This is a genomic window from Flavobacterium sp. PL002, from assembly GCF_054165825.1.
In genome coordinates this window covers 1,986,226-2,002,480 of sequence record NZ_CM135110.1, presented here as the reverse complement: position 1 = coordinate 2,002,480, position 16,255 = coordinate 1,986,226, and the positions used below count along the sequence as shown (strand labels likewise).

Here is a 16,255-nt window from a genome sequence, read left to right as displayed (position 1 = left end):
ATAAATTATTAAAACAGCATAATCCCTAGTACTATGAGGTGGACCATAAAGCCAAAACCTTCTGAAGATAAAATTACCCATTTGGCGGAAGCCTTAAATGTAGAAGATTTTGTAGCTACCTTATTAGTGCAACGTGGCGTGGAGACTTTTCAAGAAGCCAAAGATTTTTTTAGACCCTCGCTAGATCACTTGCACGATCCTTTCTTGATGAAAGACATGGACAAAGCCGTGGAAAGAATCGAAAAAGCGATTGCTGATCAAGAACGTATTCTTGTTTTTGGTGATTATGATGTTGACGGAACCACGGCAGTTTCACTGGTGTCATCGTACTTAAAATCATATTACCCTAATATAGCCACGTACATTCCGGATCGTTATCTTGAAGGATATGGTGTATCATACAAAGGGATTGACTTTGCCGAAGACAATGGTTTCACATTAATAATTGCGCTAGATTGCGGAATTAAATCTATTGATCATGTCGCTTACGCAAAAGTAAAACAGATTGACTTTATCATTTGCGATCACCACAGACCGGGAGACCAATTACCCGAGGCTGTAGCAGTTTTAGACCCTAAACGTGCTGATTGTGATTACCCTTATGACGAACTTTGTGGTTGCGGTGTGGGGTTTAAATTGATTCAAGCACTAGGAAGTCGCAAAGGTGAAACGATCGCTGATTTAGTTCCCTATCTAGACTTAGTGGCTACCGCAATTGCAGCAGATATTGTCCCTATGACAGGAGAAAACCGCGTACTCGCTTACTTTGGTTTACAAGTTATTAATGCAGATCCAAGACCTGGAATTAAAGCACTAGTCCATCAAGTTAAAAAGAAAACCCTAGATATTACCGATGTTGTTTTTATTATTGCCCCGCGTATTAATGCGGCAGGAAGAATAAAGCACGGCAACCATGCTGTAGAATTGCTAACCGAATTTGATTTTGAGCAAGCCCAGCAATTTGCTTCAGAAATTGAGCAATACAACTCTGATCGAAAAGATCTAGACAAGCAAATTACTAAGGAAGCGCTCGAACAAATTATTGCGAACCAAGAAACAGAAAAATTCACATCAGTGGTATTTCAAGAAGATTGGCATAAAGGAGTGATCGGTATTGTAGCCTCTCGATTAATCGAAACCTACTACCGCCCTACCCTAGTTTTTACTAAAAGCGGTGACAAATATGCAGCTTCGGCGCGATCTGTAAAAGGATTTGATGTGTACAACGCACTTGAAGCTTGTTCGGAACATTTGGAGCAATTTGGTGGCCACATGTACGCTGCAGGAATGACTATTTTACCTGAAAATTATCCTGCTTTTAAGGCAGCATTCGAAAAGCAGGTAAAAGACACGATCCAACCCGAAATGCAAACGCAAGAAATTGACATTGACGCTGAAATTGATTTCAATGATATTACCCCTAAGTTTTTTAGAATCTTAAAACAGTTCGAACCCTTTGGACCGTTGAACATGACACCTACCTTTTTAACAAAAAACGTAATCGACACCGGTTATGGTAAAACGATGGGTAAAGACGACGAACACCTGCGCTTATTTGTAAAACAAAATAATTCAGAAGGACTCGCTGCCATAGGTTTTGGCTTGGGAAATAAAATAGCACTTACAAAAAACCAGCAACCATTTGAAATCGCATATTGCATTGATGAGAATGAGTGGAATGGCAAAATTACTACACAATTACGATTAAAAAGTTTACGAAATGAGTGCTGATCAAGTAAAAAAGAAAGACCCTTACGCAGCCTTGCGCTACAAGGAGTTTAATATATTTTTATTGTTGCGTTTTGCCATGGTCTTTGCCTGGTCTATGCAATTTATTGTGATCGAATGGGAAGTGTACAGCATCACTAAGGATCCTTTATCATTAGGAATCATCGGTTTAATGGAAGTTATCCCAGCTGTTTCTATGGCATTGTTTGCTGGACATATTGTTGATCAAAAAGAGAAAAAGAGTTTGCTGGTTAAATGTATCTTGGCTTTCTCGGTCATTAGCTTTGGTTTGTTTTTATTAACCTGGCCTGCAGTGATAGGTGGTTATGACACACAAAGTATTCTATATGCTATTTACTTTCTAGTCTTTTTAGGAGGATTGGTTCGTGCTTTTCTAGGACCTACTATCTTTTCCCTACTATCCTTATTAGTGCCTAAAAAAGTCTATCCTAACGCCGCTACTTGGAGTAGTTCCGTATGGCAAATTGCCTCTGTAGTAGGACCTGCAGTTGCTGGATTTTCTATCAACTGGATTGGAGTGCATTGGTCTATGTGTTTGGTTTTTGGGTGTTCGCTATTTGCTTTAATCACCTTATCTCAAATAGAAAAGAAACCTATTTTAAATCCTAAAATTGGCGAACCTGTAATGCAGAGTTTGTCTGAGGGGATTAAATTTGTCTTCAACAACAAAACTGTATTGGGAGCTATTACACTAGATATGGTCGCAGTCCTTTTTGGAGGAGCTGTTGCTTTACTACCTATTTTTGCACAAGATATTTTAAAAGTAGGTCCCGAAGGTTTTGGTTTCTTGAGAGCCGCCCCTGCTGTAGGTGCTTTTATTACCATGCTAATCACAGCGTATGTACCGTTAAGTAAAAATGCGGGTATAAAACTGCTATCAGCGATCTTTGCTTTTGGTGTTTGTATTATCGTATTTGGTTTGTCTACCTTATTTTGGGTATCGTTACTAGCCCTATTTTTTAGCGGTGTTTTTGACGGAATTTCAGTTGTTATTAGACAGACTATTTTACAACTAAAAACACCCGATCACATGCGCGGCCGCGTCTCTTCAGTGAACTCTATGTTTGTGGGGTCGTCAAACGAACTAGGTGCTTTTGAAAGCGGACTGACAGCCAAATTAATGGGAACGGTTACCGCAGTAGTATTTGGAGGAAGCATGACGTTATTTGTAGTCTTGACTACTGGAATTGTCTCTCCTACTTTTAGAAAGCTTGATCTTACAAAAGATTTAGAAGAGCACGAAAACGAACCGTAAAAGTCTTTATTCGAAATAAAAAAACGTCGGTAGTGCATTATAAAATTGCTTACCGACTTTTTTATGCTTTTTTTAGTCGGTTTTATTTAGAACAAATCTAAATAATTATTATATTTGTTTTAAACGAGACGATCATGAACGAAATGAAACAGATATATTACAACGATGCAGGAACTTCTTTTTTCTGGAGAAAAGAGAACGAAATATTAAGTGATAAAGTACAATTGATTTTTAGAGAAACAGGCTTTTATTTTAGCCGACAAGAATTGAAACTTTTTCGATGCTGCATTGACGAAAGCTACGCTATTAATAAATGTTGCGAGGAATGTGAGTTAAAAAATGATTGCCATAAATTTCTATTGAAAACCCCTTGTACTCAAATTGACTTGGCTGTATCTATGAAGGAATTAAAATCTATTAAAGATCTTGTAGAAGGTACCTTATTCAAAATAGATTTGGATGAATATTTGTTTGGTGAAGGGATGAACTAGTTTTCGTATTTTTTTATTTCGAAAGTATCGCCATCAAAAACGCCATAAGTAAAATAAGTAATCCAATCGCCTAGATTCACATATTCGGCATTTTCACCTACAGTGAGTTTCATAGGCAAATGGCGGTGTCCAAAAACAAGGTAATTGTAGTGTTTGGTTTCGAGTTTTTTCTTGGCGTAGATTATTAGCCATTCGTTTTCTTCCCCTAAATAAGTGACATCATCATCACCTGAAATTAGTTTATTTTTTACCGAAAGGTATTGTGCTAATCCCACACCTATATCAGGATGCAACCAGCGAAAAAGCCATTTAGAAAACGGATTTGTAAATACTTTTTTCATGCGTTTGTAGCCCATGTCTCCAGGACCTTTTCCGTCACCGTGGCCTACTAGAAAAGTTTTATCTCCAAAAGTGTATTCTTGATTATCATGATACACAGGGATATTTAATTCTTTTTCGAAATAACCGTCCATCCACAAATCGTGGTTTCCTACAAAGAAGTAAATTGGGATGCCGCTATCGCGAATTTCGGCTAGTTTGCCTAACACACGTACAAAACCTTTAGGTACCACAGTTTTGTATTCGAACCAAAAGTCAAATAAATCTCCTACTATAAAAATGGCTTCGGCGTCTCGTTTCACCTCATCAAGCCAAGCCACAAATTTCTTCTCTCTAGGAGCACTTAATTCAGGCGTAGGCGCTCCAAAATGTTGATCAGAAGCAAAGTATACTTTTTTATTATTAGGTAGTTTCATGAAACTAGAGTGTCAAGTGGGATTATAGATTATCGCTAGCGTACCATTCAGCAAATGACGATTCTGTTTCTTGCAATTTCAAGGCAAAAAGTTTGATTCCTTGTGGTAATCTGGCTTTAATTCTCTCTGCAAAATCAATGACCATGTTTTCACTTGTAGGTTGGTAATCAACTAAAATCACATGGTGTCCGCGTTTTTTAAGTTCTTCGGCTAGCTCTACGTGAGGTGTTGTTTCATTAAAAACAGTGGCGTGATCAAATTGATCTACAATTTCTTCTTTTACAATTTTCTTTAAATCCGAGAAATCGATTACCATTCCGAATTTTACATCGTTTCTATTTGTAATAGGTGTCCCAATAACGGTTACTGATAATTTGTAGCTGTGCCCGTGAACATTTTTACATTTTCCGTCGTATCCATAAAGGGCGTGACCGGTTTCGAAGTTAAATTGTTTTGTAATTCTGATATTGCTCATCTGGATATAATTTTGAGTGCAAATTTAGTGAAAAATTAAATATTTTTGTCTCTTTTTTTTGCAGAAGAGTACATCCAGTAAGCCAATATGAGCAAAACTACAAATGGAACAAAGGAACCTATAAGCACTCCTATTTGGTAACTACTATCAGGAGCATTTTTTAATTTTTCTACGACATCTACTTGTTGTATAAGGGTTGTAATTCTCATTTCAATATTATTTTTTAAATTGAGTTAAAGCATTTTTGGTAAATTCTGAAAGCACTAGCTCTCCAGAAATAGCAGCACGCTCTAACAAAAGCACATCCCAATGATCAGTATCTTCCCAGATAATCTTTTTCATTTGGCTTAAAGCCTCCGGATTGTAAGATGCAAGTTTAGTGGTAAAGTGAGCCAAATCAATATCTAATTCGGTTTGATCATCTAGTACTTTAGCAAACAATCCTTTTTCTAAAGCCCACTCTGGCGTTTTCCATTCATGTGCAGCAAGGGTCATTTGGGTCATGGCGGTCTTGCCTATCTTGCGGCTCACGGCAGGCTCAATCACAAAGGGACCGATCCCAATGGCAAGCTCAGAGAGTTTTATAGCCGCTTTTGTAGTGGCAAATGCATAGTCACAAGCGGCGGCAATCCCTACACCACCACCTACGGCTTTACCATGAATGCGACCCACAATAATCTTAGAACAGCTGCGCATGGCATTAATTAGATTTGCAAAACCGGAGAAAAAAGTAGTTCCTTCCTCTAAATTTGAAACTGCTAAGAGTTCGTCAAAAGAAGCTCCTGCACAAAAAGCACCTTCGCCTTCACTGCGTAAAATAATAACAGACACAGCATCATTTGTACTCAATTCATTCAAGGCATTTGTCACCGCATCTAGCAATTGACGGGGGAAAGAATTGCTGGCGGGATGCGCAAATTGTACTGTTGCAATTTGATCCTGAATGGTTGTAGTAAGCGAACCTGCTGTTGATGCTGCTGTCATTTTATTTTTTATTGTAAAGTTAGTATTTTAAAGAAGATGGCAAAGAATACCGCTTTAGAAAGTTGTTGACTATTTGTTTTTTGAATAGTAAATAACACTATATTTGCGAAACTATTGGGGGATTAGCTCATTTGGCTAGAGTGCTTGCCTGGCAGGCAAGAGGTGACCGGTTCGAATCCGGTATTCTCCACAAAAAACACTCATAATTAGTGTTTTATAAATTAAAGTACCCAGTTTTACACTTGAAATGTAAAGTTGGGTACTTTTTTTTTGTAAATAAACGTTTAAATAAAATAAGTTAAGATAAAGATTACTATTTTTAACTATCAAAATCATTCTTCAAATAAATGGCATTATATCAAAAATCAGTTCTTAATAAGCATCTTAAACAATTAGAGCCGTCAAAAATAAGTAAGGCATATAAAAAGTATTGAGGTCAGTAGTTACGAACATATAATTTTAGATTGATATATTTTTTCTGACTCGACCATTCTTACTATCAAATTGTTGAATATTGTGTCTTTGCTTTGAGAACGGTTAATTCGATAACAAAATTCATCAAGATACCTGTTTATATTAAAGTCACTTACCGATGAATATGTTGTTCTAATCCATGATTTTACTTGATGAATCATTGTGTGCAATGCCATAAAATTCATCCCTTTGTTGCTTTCTATTTGTGTGATATTATAATCTCCAAATAAAGGACGATAACCTTTCCATTTATCTGTGGTTATTTTTGCATTTTTATTAATGTGCTTTTCAAATATTGTCTCTAATTCTTTGGCTGAATAATTATCAATTTTCAAGGCATACATTCTTTTAATTTTTCCTTCATCTGTTAGTTCCACTGCTGTTACAACCTTTTTTTTCTTGCTATCATAACTCCTGCCTACTTTACCTTTTTCCTTTCCTCCAATAACGAATTCATCAACATGAACAGTTCCGTCCATTGGATGATTCTCACTAGATTTCATCGCTTCTCTAATTTTGTGCATAAATAAACGTGCTGTTTTTTCTGTAACTCCATAGCGAACTCCCATGTAACTGGCAGATAAACTTTTAGTGGTGGTTGACATCTCAAAACATATAAAAAAGGCTTTGCGTAAACCAAACTTAACCTTATGAAATAAAGTGTTTGCCGCCGCGGTTTCTGTATGGCTGCAGATATTACAAGTTCTGGAAAAATCTTTGCGGATTTGACTCTTTGTATGCTTACATTTTAAACAAATAAATCCTCGTTCCCATTTATAATTTGCTAAATATTCTTTGCAGTGTTCATCTGTTTTAAACCGTTCAGCGAACTCTAAAAGGTTTTGCCCTGTAAATAAATCCATGTTTCCCTTGTTTTATTGATCTCTAAGATATGAAATTATCTACTTACCTCAAAAAAAGTATATCAAGTACTTCTTAAACCCAATTATTCAAGACAACATACGCAATTCTAAAGAAGAGGAATACCAAGGTATTTTTCTAACAGAGTTATTTGTCAATGTTTTAGATTATACTTTGAAACCCAATGTCAATTTTGATTTAGTAGCCGAGTATAAAAATCAAACCAATTCACGTAAAGCAGATGGTGCCATTTTAAAAAATGATGTTGCTGTTGCGGTAATAGAATTGAAGGGAACGAAAACAAAGGATTTAGAAAGCATACGTCAACAAGCATTTGATTACAAAGCCAATCAAAAAGAATGTGTTTATGTAATTACGTCTAATTATGAAAAGCTGCGGTTTTATATCAATGATGCGACGGAGTTTGAAGAGTTTAATTTATTTGACTTAAGTGAACAACGTTTTGAAGTATTGTATTTGTGTTTGCAAAAGGACAGTATTTTAAATAATATTCCTTTGCAAATAAAAGAAGCTTCGATTATAGTTGAAGAACAAATAACCAAGCAGTTCTACAAAGATTATTCTGTTTTTAAGAGAGAATTGTTTAGGGATTTAGTAAAGCGCAATGCTAAGAAATTAAAAAGCACTGTAGATCTTTCTGCTTCTGAAATGGATGAGGAAGCGAAGGCAGAACAATTGCGTCTAGACAAAAACCTGAAACTTACTTTATTCAAGAAATCTCAAAAATTAATAGATCGTTTCTTGTTTATATTTTTTGCCGAAGACAGAGGTTTATTACCACCCAATAGCACGATACAGATCCTGAACAAATGGAAAGGGGATGTTGATTTTGGTGACGAAAGACCGCTTTACGATATGTTCAAGCAGTATTTTAAATTTCTTGACACCGGAAGACAAGGAACAACAAACAGAGCCGAAATTTATGCCTACAACGGTGGTTTGTTTAAGGAAGACACATTGTTGGACAAGTTAGAAATTGACAACGACTTATTATTTAAGCATACGCAAACATTAGCATCATACGATTTTGAAAGTCAAGTGGATGTTAATATACTGGGGCATATTTTTGAAAACTCACTTAACGAAATTGAGAGTGTAAATGCCGAAATTGAAGGCGGTGATTTTGACAAACAAACAAGTAAACGTAAAAAAGATGGTGTTTTTTACACTCCAAAATACATTACCAAATACATAGTAGAAAATACGATTGGTAAATTGTGTGACGAAAAGAAAAATGAACTAGGTTTTAAAGAAGAAGAATATTTTAAAGGCAGAAAAAACCGCCAGCAAAATACAATTGTAAAGTTAGTTGAAACTTTAGATATGTATCGAGAATGGTTACTACAATTGACCATTTGCGATCCCGCCTGTGGTAGTGGTGCGTTCTTGAACCAAGCGTTAGATTTTTTAATAAAAGAACACAATTATATTGACGAACTAAAAGCAAAAATTCTGGGAGGTGGTTTGGTTTTTAGCGATATTGAAAATACTATTCTAGAAAACAATATTTTTGGTGTAGACCTTAACGAGGAAAGTGTAGAAATTGCCAAGTTATCGCTGTGGTTACGTACGGCGCAACCACGACGTAAACTGAACAACTTAAACAGTAACATTAAATGTGGAAATAGCTTAATAGAAAGTAAAGCTGTTGCGGGTAACAAAGCCTTCAACTGGAAAGAACAATTTCCTAGCGTCTTTGAAAAAGGCGGTTTTGATGTGATAATTGGGAATCCACCTTATGTTAGGGTTCAAACTATTAAAGATAATATTGAAAAGGAAAGTCACGAACTTGAACGTAAATATAAATCTGCAACTAGAAGATATGACTTATTTGTCCTTTTTATGGAAAAATCTAAAGAATTAGTAAGTGATGAAGGGGTTGTTAGTTATATTTTACCACACAAGTTTTTAGTAGCTGATTTTGGAAACGGTATTAGAGATTTTCTAATTAAAAATAAATTTATAGAGGAAATTATTCATTTTGGCCATGAGATTGTTTTTCTTGATGCATCAGCATATACTTGTATTATTAAATTGTCAAATAACAATCAAGAATTAAAATTCAAAAAAATTAGTCCTTTAGAAATTTTTCAAGAAAGACCTTTTTTAAAATTTGATTATAAAAATCTAAATGCTGACAATTGGGATCTGAATGATTTAGATAGTTCTATGGTCTTAAAAAAAATATCATTATCTAAATTTAAATTAAATGACATTTTAGACGGAATATACCAAGGGATTAAAAACACTTCTGATAAAATTTTCATGATGAAAGGATATTTTAAAGATGATATGTTTTATGGATATTCAGACGAGTTGGAAACAAATGTAATTATTGAATCAAACATTATGTTACCTGTTGCAAAGGGTAGGGATATAAAACGAAATCAAGAATTAAATATTGATTATTTTGTTATTTACCCCCATTATTTTAACGGTAAAAAAACTGTTCCTTACGAAGAGATCGAGTTTATGGAGAATTTCCCTAGAGCTTATGATTATTTGAATAAATTTAAATTAGATTTAATAGAAAAGAAGATTAGATTTAAAACAAATCCAAAATACTGGTATAGTTTACATAGGGCTAGAGAAATTCAAATATTTAAGGATATTAAAATTGTAACTGCCACTATTCAAAATTATCCACATTTCACAATAGATGCTACACAATCTCTAACAGATGCTGGTGGTTATGCTTTAAAAATTAAAGACAATATCAAGTTGGAACAAAAGGAATTAATTGCAATATTAAATTCAAATTTAATGTGGTTTTTTATTAAAAATACTAGCTCTGTTTACCGTGGTGGATATTATGCTTTTAATACAACTTTTTTAAACCCTTTTCCAATTCCAGAAATAAAAAAAATAAAAGACTTAAACTTTGGAGATAAAACGTCTTTAGTATATAATTTAACTAAATCTTTAAACACAAGTAATAAGAAATTCACAAAATACCTGCAATCACAATTTGCCATAGAAAAGCTAACAAAAAAGTTAGAAAATTGGTACGAATTAGACTTTGGAGATTTTATCAAAGAAATCAATAAAGCTATTAAAGTGATCAATAAAGAACGTCTTAAAAGCGAACAACCGCTAATAAAAGAGTTAACCAAACTCGATGAAATGGATTGGATGGAAGTGTTTGAAACTAAAAAAGCAGAAGCTCAAACTCTTAAACAACAAATAGACGCTACAGATCGAGAGATCGATGCCATGGTGTATGAGTTGTATGGTTTAACAGCAGAGGAAATAGCCATTGTAGAAAATAGTTAAAGACAATTGTAAACAAACAAAACAAATGAAACAAAACGAGCAAAATATCATTATTTATACCAAACGAAAATATATTATAGACCAATTTTTATAATTGGTTTTTTAATGTTATATTTGGACTATATTATAACAGTGGTATTATGGCATATTCAAAAATTTTGATTATCAAGGAAACCGAAATAGAAATTAAAAGTCTACTTAAACAATCTATCCCATTCATTGGACAACGTTTAAGAGTTCTACTGATTTTAAAGCAAAACGAAAAAACAGGGATTTCCAAACGAGAGGTTGCCAAATTAGCTGTGGTCGATCCAAATAGCGTTCATAAATGGAGAACATTATATATTAACGAAGGAATTGAGGGTTTGATGAAACATCAAAAAACAGGCTTCAAACCTTCGGTTTTCTCTGTTACTGAACACAATATGTTGGAAACAAAACTCAATGATTCTCAAAATGGCCTTCAAGGTTATGTTGAGCTTCAAGATTGGATTGAAAAAGAAACAGGGAAAACTTTCAATTACAACACCTTACTTTATTACTGCATTAGAAATTTTAAATCAAGCGTAAAAGTAGCCCGAAAAAGTCACGTTAAAAAAGATGAAAACCAAGGAATCTCTTTTAAAAAGACTTCGGAAGAATCTGCCAAGAAATAGCACTGAATGCTGTGGGGAATTTTGAATCTATAAATCTATTTTTTCAAGACGAATCGCGTTATGGTTTATTTACACGCAATGGCAAATCAGTTACTGCTATTGGTGTGAAACCAATTTGCACTTTCCAACAAGTCTTCAAATCAACTTGGCTTTCTGGAGCATTTTCTCCCATAACAGGAGACCATTTTCAACTAATACTCCCGCATTGTAATGCTGATAATTTTCAAGTTTTTCTAAATAACTTCACAAAAGAAAAACCCAAGGAACTTAAAATAGTCGTGCTGGATAATGGAAGATTTCATAAGGCTAAAAAATTAATCATTCCTGAAAATATTGTTCTTGTTTTTTTACCACCATATAGTCCAGAACTTAATCCCGCTGAAAAAATGTGGGCAAAATATAAACGACAGTTCTCTAATAAATTTTACAAATCATTAGAGGATGTTGAAGATTTTATTACTGATGTGGTGAAAAATACAACTAAAAAAGAGGTAATGAGTATCTGCGGGTATAGCTATGTGTTTTTAGATAAAATTTGGACTATATAATATGTGTGTTTGGTATTACAACACACAAGATGGTAAATCAGCCGTAAGTTTATATTCTAAAGATGGTACTATTTGGATGAACCAAAACCAATTAGCAGAACTTTTTGACACCTCAATTCCTAATATTAGTATGCACATCAAAAACATACTGAAAGAAGGTGAGTTACATCAAAATTCAGTTATTAAGGATTACTTAACAACTGCTACAGATGGTAAGAATTATGACGTTATTTTTTATGCCCTAGACATAATCTTAGCAATTGGGTTTAGAGTTCGAAGTAAAAGAAGTAATCAACATAATGTCTCTATAATCTATTGAAATATGCTTTTGAAAATAGTTTAAGCTAGGTCTTTCTTCTTTTAACTGTTGATAAAAAAGTTTCAATATGTTAGATAAATCATATATTTTTACTAAAAAATAAACCTATAAGTTGATTTAATGAAAATAGTCCCTATATTTGTCCAAGAAAGTAAGCGAGAGGGGTTGTTTTCAATTCACTTAGATGGTGAGCTTGAAGATGAAGTAACCAAGTGTATGGAGCAATGGTTGTTAGATCCTCAGTATTTATATGATTTTTTCACTTTACATCAAGACGATTTAAATAGTGGTTATTATGGAAAAGCAATCAGCATACAACAAGCAATTAATTATACTAAAGAAGAAGCTGAAGCATTATTTTACCAACTTGAAAGTTTGGCAGCCTCTGGAACAAAAAAAGGAAGCGACACTCTTTCAAAAGCATTTCATCCTTTACACAATTTAGAATACACACATAAAGAACTGCAACTAGTCAAAGCGAAAACACCAATTAGGAAAAAATGGTTGCGCATGTACGCAATTAAAATTGGACCAAATACATTTCTTGTTACTGGCGGAGCAATAAAGTTAGTGGAAACAATGAAGGAAAGCACACACTTACTCAAAGAAAAACAAAAATTAGAAGACATTAAATATTATCTTATTGAAGAAGGAATTCTAGATCAGGATGATTTTGAAGTGTATGAAATTTAATATATGGAACTAAACGAAAGATTAGACAAATTTGAAAAATTAGTAAGCGACAAGCCTTCTAATTTCCTTTCAAAGTTGGCTCAATACAAAGCCAATAAAAAATGGATAGATCACTCATTCAATGTTGCGACAACTGTTCTAGAGGCATTGAAACACAAAGGAATGTCTCAAAAAGATCTAGCAAAAAAAATGAATGTTTCTGCACAACAAGTGAATAAGATCATCAAAGGAAAACAAAATCTAACCTTTGAGACCGTTGGAAAATTGGAAGATGCTTTGGGAATTTCGTTGATGGAGATTATAAGTTATAATCCAGTAAGCGAAATAAAAATAAATGCAACTCAAGTTAGATCAGTTGAAAAAACATTAACCAATGAGTTAATTAATAATGATGTAGCCGATTTTACTTTTTCAGATAATTTCAGACAAAAAAAGGGAGTCCAAATGAATGTAGTTTACAATAATTTTACTCAAGCAATCAAATACCCAAAAGTAGGATAATGGCAGATAATAACGTAAGCCTTACTTTTAACTTAGTTAAAATAAGAACAGATCAATTTGCTTTGTTTGAAGAAAACCATCTTGACAAGGGCAATGTAAACCTTAGTACAAATATGTCTTTTGGCTTGAATGTAGAAGAGGAAGCTTTTTCAGTAAGTTTAAAATTTACATTTGAAATGAAGAAAAAGCCATTTATGGCGACGCAAGTGACTTGCTTTTTTAATATTGAAAAGGCTACTTGGGAAAGTTTACAATCAAATGATAAAATTATTCTTCCAAAAGGTTTTGTCGCACACATGGCCATGTTAACAGTAGGTACGGCACGAGGCATATTGCATTCAAAAACTGAAGGAACCATCTTTAATAAATATATCTTGCCTACTCTAAACGTAGCGGAAATGGTTCCCGAAGATGTAGTTTTTGATTAATCAAATCATTGCTTTCTTTAACAGATGATCTTTGTTCTATAAATAATGTTTCTAGCCTAGAAACACTATGTAATATAAACTATGGTATTACTTTCAATACTCAATACCCAAAATCTTAAACTCCCTATCTTCTGTAGCTAATTTCAACACGGCTACAGCACCTACTTTTTTATTAATTAAGATTCTTGCTATGGGTGAGATAAACGAAATCTTGCCTTTGGCGATATTCGCTTCGTCTACTCCTACTATCTGGTACTTTTGAATCTTTTTATCGGAGCCTATTTGCATGTTTATGAGGGCACCAAATCGTATTTCGTCATGCGGTTGCTTGCTTAAGTCAACCACTTTTGCTGTGGCGATTCTTTGATTCAGCAATTGTATTTTGGCATTTATATAATTTACTGCAATGCGCCTTTCGTTTTCATCTGTGTTTGCTACTGTTTCTATTTCGTGTAACAACGTTTCTTTTTCCAGAAGTAATTCGTCCATTCCGTTTTGCGTTACGTAGTTCACCATTCCGTCAGGTAAATCAGCTCTAGGTGGAACCATTGGAATTTCTTCTTGGTCGTTTTCTTTTACAAATCCTCTGCTCATCTTTTCTATTTTTCTACTATTAGCATCGCTCCTTTCAATGTATTTATGGATAATTTAAAAACAAGAACAGCATTTGATAACTACTAGTTTTTCATTACTAATTTTATCTATCAACCTCAGCATAACTTAATGATTATCAAATTAAATTAGCGTATTGACCTATATTACTAAGTTATGTGACAGCTTACCAAAAATGAGAAAATGAGATGAAACCTATAAAATAAGTTTCATCATTTTTACTTTTGACTTAGTTTCAACATTGCATTTGCAACGTTTAAAGTTGATTTATCATATTGTTCATGTCCGTATCCAAATTTTTCATTTAGTTCATAAAATAATCTATAAATATCAAAAGGGTTTTGGGACTCTGAAATCCAACCTACAATAATTTCCAAAATCTCATTCATATTATTTTGAAAAGTCATTCTACCATCAGATAATCTTATTCCATTATTATCCGACTTTCTCTTACCGTTATTTAAAAAAATGTTTTTCTCATCATAAATTATATCCCTAATTTCTTTGAATTCTTTTCCTTTAGGCAAATACTCCATTAATAATTTACGAATTCCTTTATAATAAATATTATATTTTTCTTCAGGATTTTCAAATTCTTTACCTATTAAACCACGTAATTCATCTATTTCTTCTAAACCACCAGATTCAGAACTGAAAGTCAATTGTTTACCAACTTTTTCATTAGATTTTTGAAGTATTTCTAATCTTTCTAAATCAGCTTCAGATATTTTTAATTCTTCTTTTTTTCTAATTTCTTTGTTTTCATCTTCATTCATAACTATTAAAATTTAATTTCTAAAATGGATTTTATTTTTTCACTTGCATCCTTCAAATTATTATTATCCCAAGTAATTGGATTCAATTTTTTTAACGACTCAGAATAATCAGGATAGAATTCTCTGAAAGCACCATGATAACTTTTCTTACATATTTTATCTTGGTACCAAGTAAAGAATGAATAAACAATTGACTCATGTATTTCATTTTCTTTTGCGAATTTTGATACTAAATAAGGGTTATTAATATACTTTTTTATATAATGAAATTTTTCTTCACTTAGAAAAATATCCCTCGCAAAAGAATCTGCTTTCTCTTCTATTAAGAATAAATCATTGTCTCCTGTCAAATGAAAACTATTAGTCTCAATTAAATCATAATCAAACAAAACATGGTGTAATTCATGCATCAAAGTAAACCATAATGTTGCGTATTTTTTATTAAAATCAGTCAAAACAATACATGGTTTACCATTTATTATAAATGTTGCTCCTTTTACTTGCGTAGTTGAGAGATAATTTTGAAATATAACTGTAATTCCAAGATTATATAGCGCTCTGCATACAGTAAATAAACCATTCTGCAAATCTTGTGAATAAGGTTTTATTTTCACTATTAGATCCTTTAATCTTTCACGATTATATTCATTTGGATTGTCAATAATCTTAAAACTTTGATAAGCCGATTTTATCCAAAAATCTTTCATTTTATCTGAAAAATTTCTCTTAACTCGACTGTATAAAGGTTCGTCTAATTGTTCTTCATAATCTTTAATTGAAGAGAATCCGAAAAAAGATAAAACTTTTTCAACAAGTACTTCCGTATCATCACTATTAGAAAAAAAACCAAGTTTAGTTAATGCTTTAATATCAAAATTTTTAACTAAAAAAGTAGCTTTTCTTGCATTTTCGATAGAAGAAATATTTTCCTTACTTTGATTTTTTAAAACCAAATTTATAAAATCATTAATATCAATATTCAAAAACTCGGAAATTTTAACAATATTTATAAAATTTGGCTGTTTAGCTGTTCCCGAAATTATCTCCTCAAATACATCTTTATCAATGTTAAGTAATTTAAAAGCTTTCGTTTTACTAAGATTATACTCAACTAATTTTTTTTCAAAAACTTCTCTTATATCAATATAATTTTCCTCAGAAAAAATTGATTTTAATAATTTATTAATGTCATTTGACTCCATAAAAAAGGTATTTACCCTGCAAATATAGTGCAATTATGGTAATAAAAAACTTTTAAAGGGAAATTACCCTCAAAAAAAAGCCATCACATAACAGTGGTTTGCATAAATGGCGAGATATGTGGTAAATTCACGTTTATCTTTCGCAAGAAATTTTATCTTAGCCGAAAATAGTCGGTTACGAA

At 32.9% G+C, this 16,255-nt stretch carries 18 protein-coding genes and 1 tRNA gene; 11 read left to right on the top strand and 8 right to left on the bottom strand.

Going from position 1 to position 16,255, the window contains the following annotated elements; translation table 11 throughout:
- The first annotated feature begins 33 nt into the window (after positions 1 to 33).
- The 3 genes from recJ (at position 34) to ACVEGE_RS08720 (ending at position 3,495) form a co-directional block, all read left to right on the top strand.
- On the top strand, positions 34 to 1,731 hold the full coding sequence (recJ, locus tag ACVEGE_RS08730; RefSeq protein ID WP_192500611.1) for a single-stranded-DNA-specific exonuclease RecJ: 1,698 nt from the start codon (positions 34 to 36) through the stop codon (positions 1,729 to 1,731).
- Positions 1,721 to 3,004, top strand: a complete 1,284-nt coding sequence (locus tag ACVEGE_RS08725; RefSeq protein WP_192500610.1) for an MFS transporter — start codon at positions 1,721 to 1,723, stop codon at positions 3,002 to 3,004. The genes recJ and ACVEGE_RS08725 overlap by 11 nt, the downstream gene beginning before the upstream one ends.
- Positions 3,005 to 3,138: 134 nt before the next feature.
- Positions 3,139 to 3,495, top strand: a complete 357-nt coding sequence (locus ACVEGE_RS08720; protein WP_192500609.1) for a hypothetical protein — start codon at positions 3,139 to 3,141, stop codon at positions 3,493 to 3,495.
- On the opposite strand, the gene ACVEGE_RS08715 is transcribed toward ACVEGE_RS08720, so the two are convergent.
- The 4 genes from ACVEGE_RS08715 to ACVEGE_RS08700 are packed head-to-tail and all read right to left on the bottom strand — an operon-like array spanning position 3,492 to position 5,709.
- A complete protein-coding gene (locus ACVEGE_RS08715; RefSeq protein WP_192500608.1) occupies positions 3,492 to 4,250 on the bottom strand; it encodes a UDP-2,3-diacylglucosamine diphosphatase in 759 nt (252 codons plus the stop codon). The genes ACVEGE_RS08720 and ACVEGE_RS08715 overlap by 4 nt on opposite strands.
- 22 nt (positions 4,251 to 4,272) lie before the next feature.
- On the bottom strand, positions 4,273 to 4,725 hold the full coding sequence (locus ACVEGE_RS08710; RefSeq protein ID WP_173839078.1) for a 6-pyruvoyl trahydropterin synthase family protein: 453 nt from the start codon (positions 4,723 to 4,725) through the stop codon (positions 4,273 to 4,275).
- Positions 4,726 to 4,760: 35 nt separating this feature from the next.
- Positions 4,761 to 4,934, bottom strand: coding sequence for a hypothetical protein (locus ACVEGE_RS08705; RefSeq protein ID WP_173850933.1), 174 nt, complete (start codon positions 4,932 to 4,934; stop codon positions 4,761 to 4,763).
- A 7-nt stretch (positions 4,935 to 4,941) separates the two neighbouring features.
- Positions 4,942 to 5,709: an enoyl-CoA hydratase/isomerase family protein gene (locus tag ACVEGE_RS08700; protein WP_192500607.1), complete on the bottom strand. Its 768-nt coding sequence runs from the start codon at positions 5,707 to 5,709 to the stop codon at positions 4,942 to 4,944.
- 116 nt (positions 5,710 to 5,825) lie between these two features.
- Between ACVEGE_RS08700 and ACVEGE_RS08695 the strand changes: the two genes are divergently transcribed.
- Positions 5,826 to 5,899 (top strand) — tRNA-Ala (locus tag ACVEGE_RS08695).
- A 253-nt stretch (positions 5,900 to 6,152) separates the two neighbouring features.
- Here ACVEGE_RS08695 and ACVEGE_RS08690 read toward each other — a convergent pair.
- Positions 6,153 to 7,046: an IS1595 family transposase gene (locus ACVEGE_RS08690; RefSeq protein WP_192501064.1), complete on the bottom strand. Its 894-nt coding sequence runs from the start codon at positions 7,044 to 7,046 to the stop codon at positions 6,153 to 6,155.
- 172 nt (positions 7,047 to 7,218) lie between these two features.
- Here ACVEGE_RS08690 and ACVEGE_RS08685 point away from each other — a divergent pair, with 172 nt between their 5' ends.
- The 7 genes from ACVEGE_RS08685 to ACVEGE_RS08655 all read left to right on the top strand — a co-directional run bounded on the left by ACVEGE_RS08685 (position 7,219) and on the right by ACVEGE_RS08655 (position 13,483).
- On the top strand, positions 7,219 to 10,338 hold the full coding sequence (locus ACVEGE_RS08685; RefSeq protein ID WP_458008638.1) for an Eco57I restriction-modification methylase domain-containing protein: 3,120 nt from the start codon (positions 7,219 to 7,221) through the stop codon (positions 10,336 to 10,338).
- Between the two features lie 140 nt (positions 10,339 to 10,478).
- A complete protein-coding gene (locus ACVEGE_RS08680) occupies positions 10,479 to 10,994 on the top strand; it encodes a helix-turn-helix domain-containing protein (RefSeq protein ID WP_458008637.1) in 516 nt (171 codons plus the stop codon).
- Between the two features lie 11 nt (positions 10,995 to 11,005).
- Entirely contained in the window at positions 11,006 to 11,542 is a 537-nt protein-coding gene (locus tag ACVEGE_RS08675; RefSeq protein ID WP_458008636.1) for an IS630 family transposase, read from the top strand.
- Position 11,543: 1 nt separating this feature from the next.
- A complete protein-coding gene (locus ACVEGE_RS08670) occupies positions 11,544 to 11,861 on the top strand; it encodes a virulence RhuM family protein (protein WP_192501510.1) in 318 nt (105 codons plus the stop codon).
- Positions 11,862 to 11,981: 120 nt separating this feature from the next.
- The gene (locus tag ACVEGE_RS08665) at positions 11,982 to 12,554 is read left to right on the top strand and encodes a hypothetical protein (protein WP_173850941.1); all 573 of its coding nucleotides are present in this window, start codon (positions 11,982 to 11,984) and stop codon (positions 12,552 to 12,554) included.
- 3 nt (positions 12,555 to 12,557) lie between these two features.
- On the top strand, positions 12,558 to 13,055 hold the full coding sequence (locus ACVEGE_RS08660) for a helix-turn-helix domain-containing protein (RefSeq protein ID WP_173850943.1): 498 nt from the start codon (positions 12,558 to 12,560) through the stop codon (positions 13,053 to 13,055).
- Complete coding sequence (locus ACVEGE_RS08655; RefSeq protein WP_173850946.1) at positions 13,055 to 13,483, top strand: hypothetical protein; 429 nt, start codon at positions 13,055 to 13,057, stop codon at positions 13,481 to 13,483. Before ACVEGE_RS08660 ends, ACVEGE_RS08655 begins: the two co-directional genes overlap by 1 nt.
- Positions 13,484 to 13,576: 93 nt before the next feature.
- Here the strand turns inward: ACVEGE_RS08655 and ACVEGE_RS08650 are convergent, their stop codons facing one another.
- The 3 genes from ACVEGE_RS08650 to ACVEGE_RS08640 form a co-directional block, all read right to left on the bottom strand.
- Positions 13,577 to 14,077, bottom strand: a complete 501-nt coding sequence (locus ACVEGE_RS08650; protein WP_173850948.1) for a GreA/GreB family elongation factor — start codon at positions 14,075 to 14,077, stop codon at positions 13,577 to 13,579.
- A 236-nt stretch (positions 14,078 to 14,313) separates the two neighbouring features.
- Positions 14,314 to 14,871 (bottom strand): hypothetical protein, encoded by a 558-nt coding sequence (locus tag ACVEGE_RS08645; protein WP_192501511.1) that lies wholly within the window; start codon positions 14,869 to 14,871, stop codon positions 14,314 to 14,316.
- A gap of 5 nt (positions 14,872 to 14,876) precedes the next feature.
- Positions 14,877 to 16,073 carry an ImmA/IrrE family metallo-endopeptidase gene (locus tag ACVEGE_RS08640; RefSeq protein WP_192501512.1) on the bottom strand — a complete coding sequence of 399 codons (1,197 nt, stop codon included), beginning with the start codon at positions 16,071 to 16,073 and terminating at the stop codon, positions 14,877 to 14,879.
- Positions 16,074 to 16,255 lie beyond the last annotated feature (182 nt).

Coding starts and splice junctions, on each gene's coding strand:
- ACVEGE_RS08660 (WP_173850943.1), top strand. CDS start 12,558: ATGGAACTAAACGAAAGATTAGACAAATTTGAAAAATTAGTAAGCGAC.
- ACVEGE_RS08705 (WP_173850933.1), bottom strand. CDS start 4,934: ATGAGAATTACAACCCTTATACAACAAGTAGATGTCGTAGAAAAATTA.
- ACVEGE_RS08640 (WP_192501512.1), bottom strand. CDS start 16,073: ATGGAGTCAAATGACATTAATAAATTATTAAAATCAATTTTTTCTGAG.
- ACVEGE_RS08725 (WP_192500610.1), top strand. CDS start 1,721: ATGAGTGCTGATCAAGTAAAAAAGAAAGACCCTTACGCAGCCTTGCGC.
- ACVEGE_RS08710 (WP_173839078.1), bottom strand. CDS start 4,725: ATGAGCAATATCAGAATTACAAAACAATTTAACTTCGAAACCGGTCAC.
- ACVEGE_RS08650 (WP_173850948.1), bottom strand. CDS start 14,077: ATGAGCAGAGGATTTGTAAAAGAAAACGACCAAGAAGAAATTCCAATG.
- ACVEGE_RS08655 (WP_173850946.1), top strand. CDS start 13,055: ATGGCAGATAATAACGTAAGCCTTACTTTTAACTTAGTTAAAATAAGA.
- ACVEGE_RS08665 (WP_173850941.1), top strand. CDS start 11,982: ATGAAAATAGTCCCTATATTTGTCCAAGAAAGTAAGCGAGAGGGGTTG.
- ACVEGE_RS08645 (WP_192501511.1), bottom strand. CDS start 14,871: ATGAATGAAGATGAAAACAAAGAAATTAGAAAAAAAGAAGAATTAAAA.
- ACVEGE_RS08720 (WP_192500609.1), top strand. CDS start 3,139: ATGAACGAAATGAAACAGATATATTACAACGATGCAGGAACTTCTTTT.
- ACVEGE_RS08670 (WP_192501510.1), top strand. CDS start 11,544: ATGTGTGTTTGGTATTACAACACACAAGATGGTAAATCAGCCGTAAGT.
- ACVEGE_RS08715 (WP_192500608.1), bottom strand. CDS start 4,250: ATGAAACTACCTAATAATAAAAAAGTATACTTTGCTTCTGATCAACAT.
- ACVEGE_RS08700 (WP_192500607.1), bottom strand. CDS start 5,709: ATGACAGCAGCATCAACAGCAGGTTCGCTTACTACAACCATTCAGGAT.
- ACVEGE_RS08690 (WP_192501064.1), bottom strand. CDS start 7,046: ATGGATTTATTTACAGGGCAAAACCTTTTAGAGTTCGCTGAACGGTTT.
- recJ (WP_192500611.1), top strand. CDS start 34: ATGAGGTGGACCATAAAGCCAAAACCTTCTGAAGATAAAATTACCCAT.
- ACVEGE_RS08680 (WP_458008637.1), top strand. CDS start 10,479: ATGGCATATTCAAAAATTTTGATTATCAAGGAAACCGAAATAGAAATT.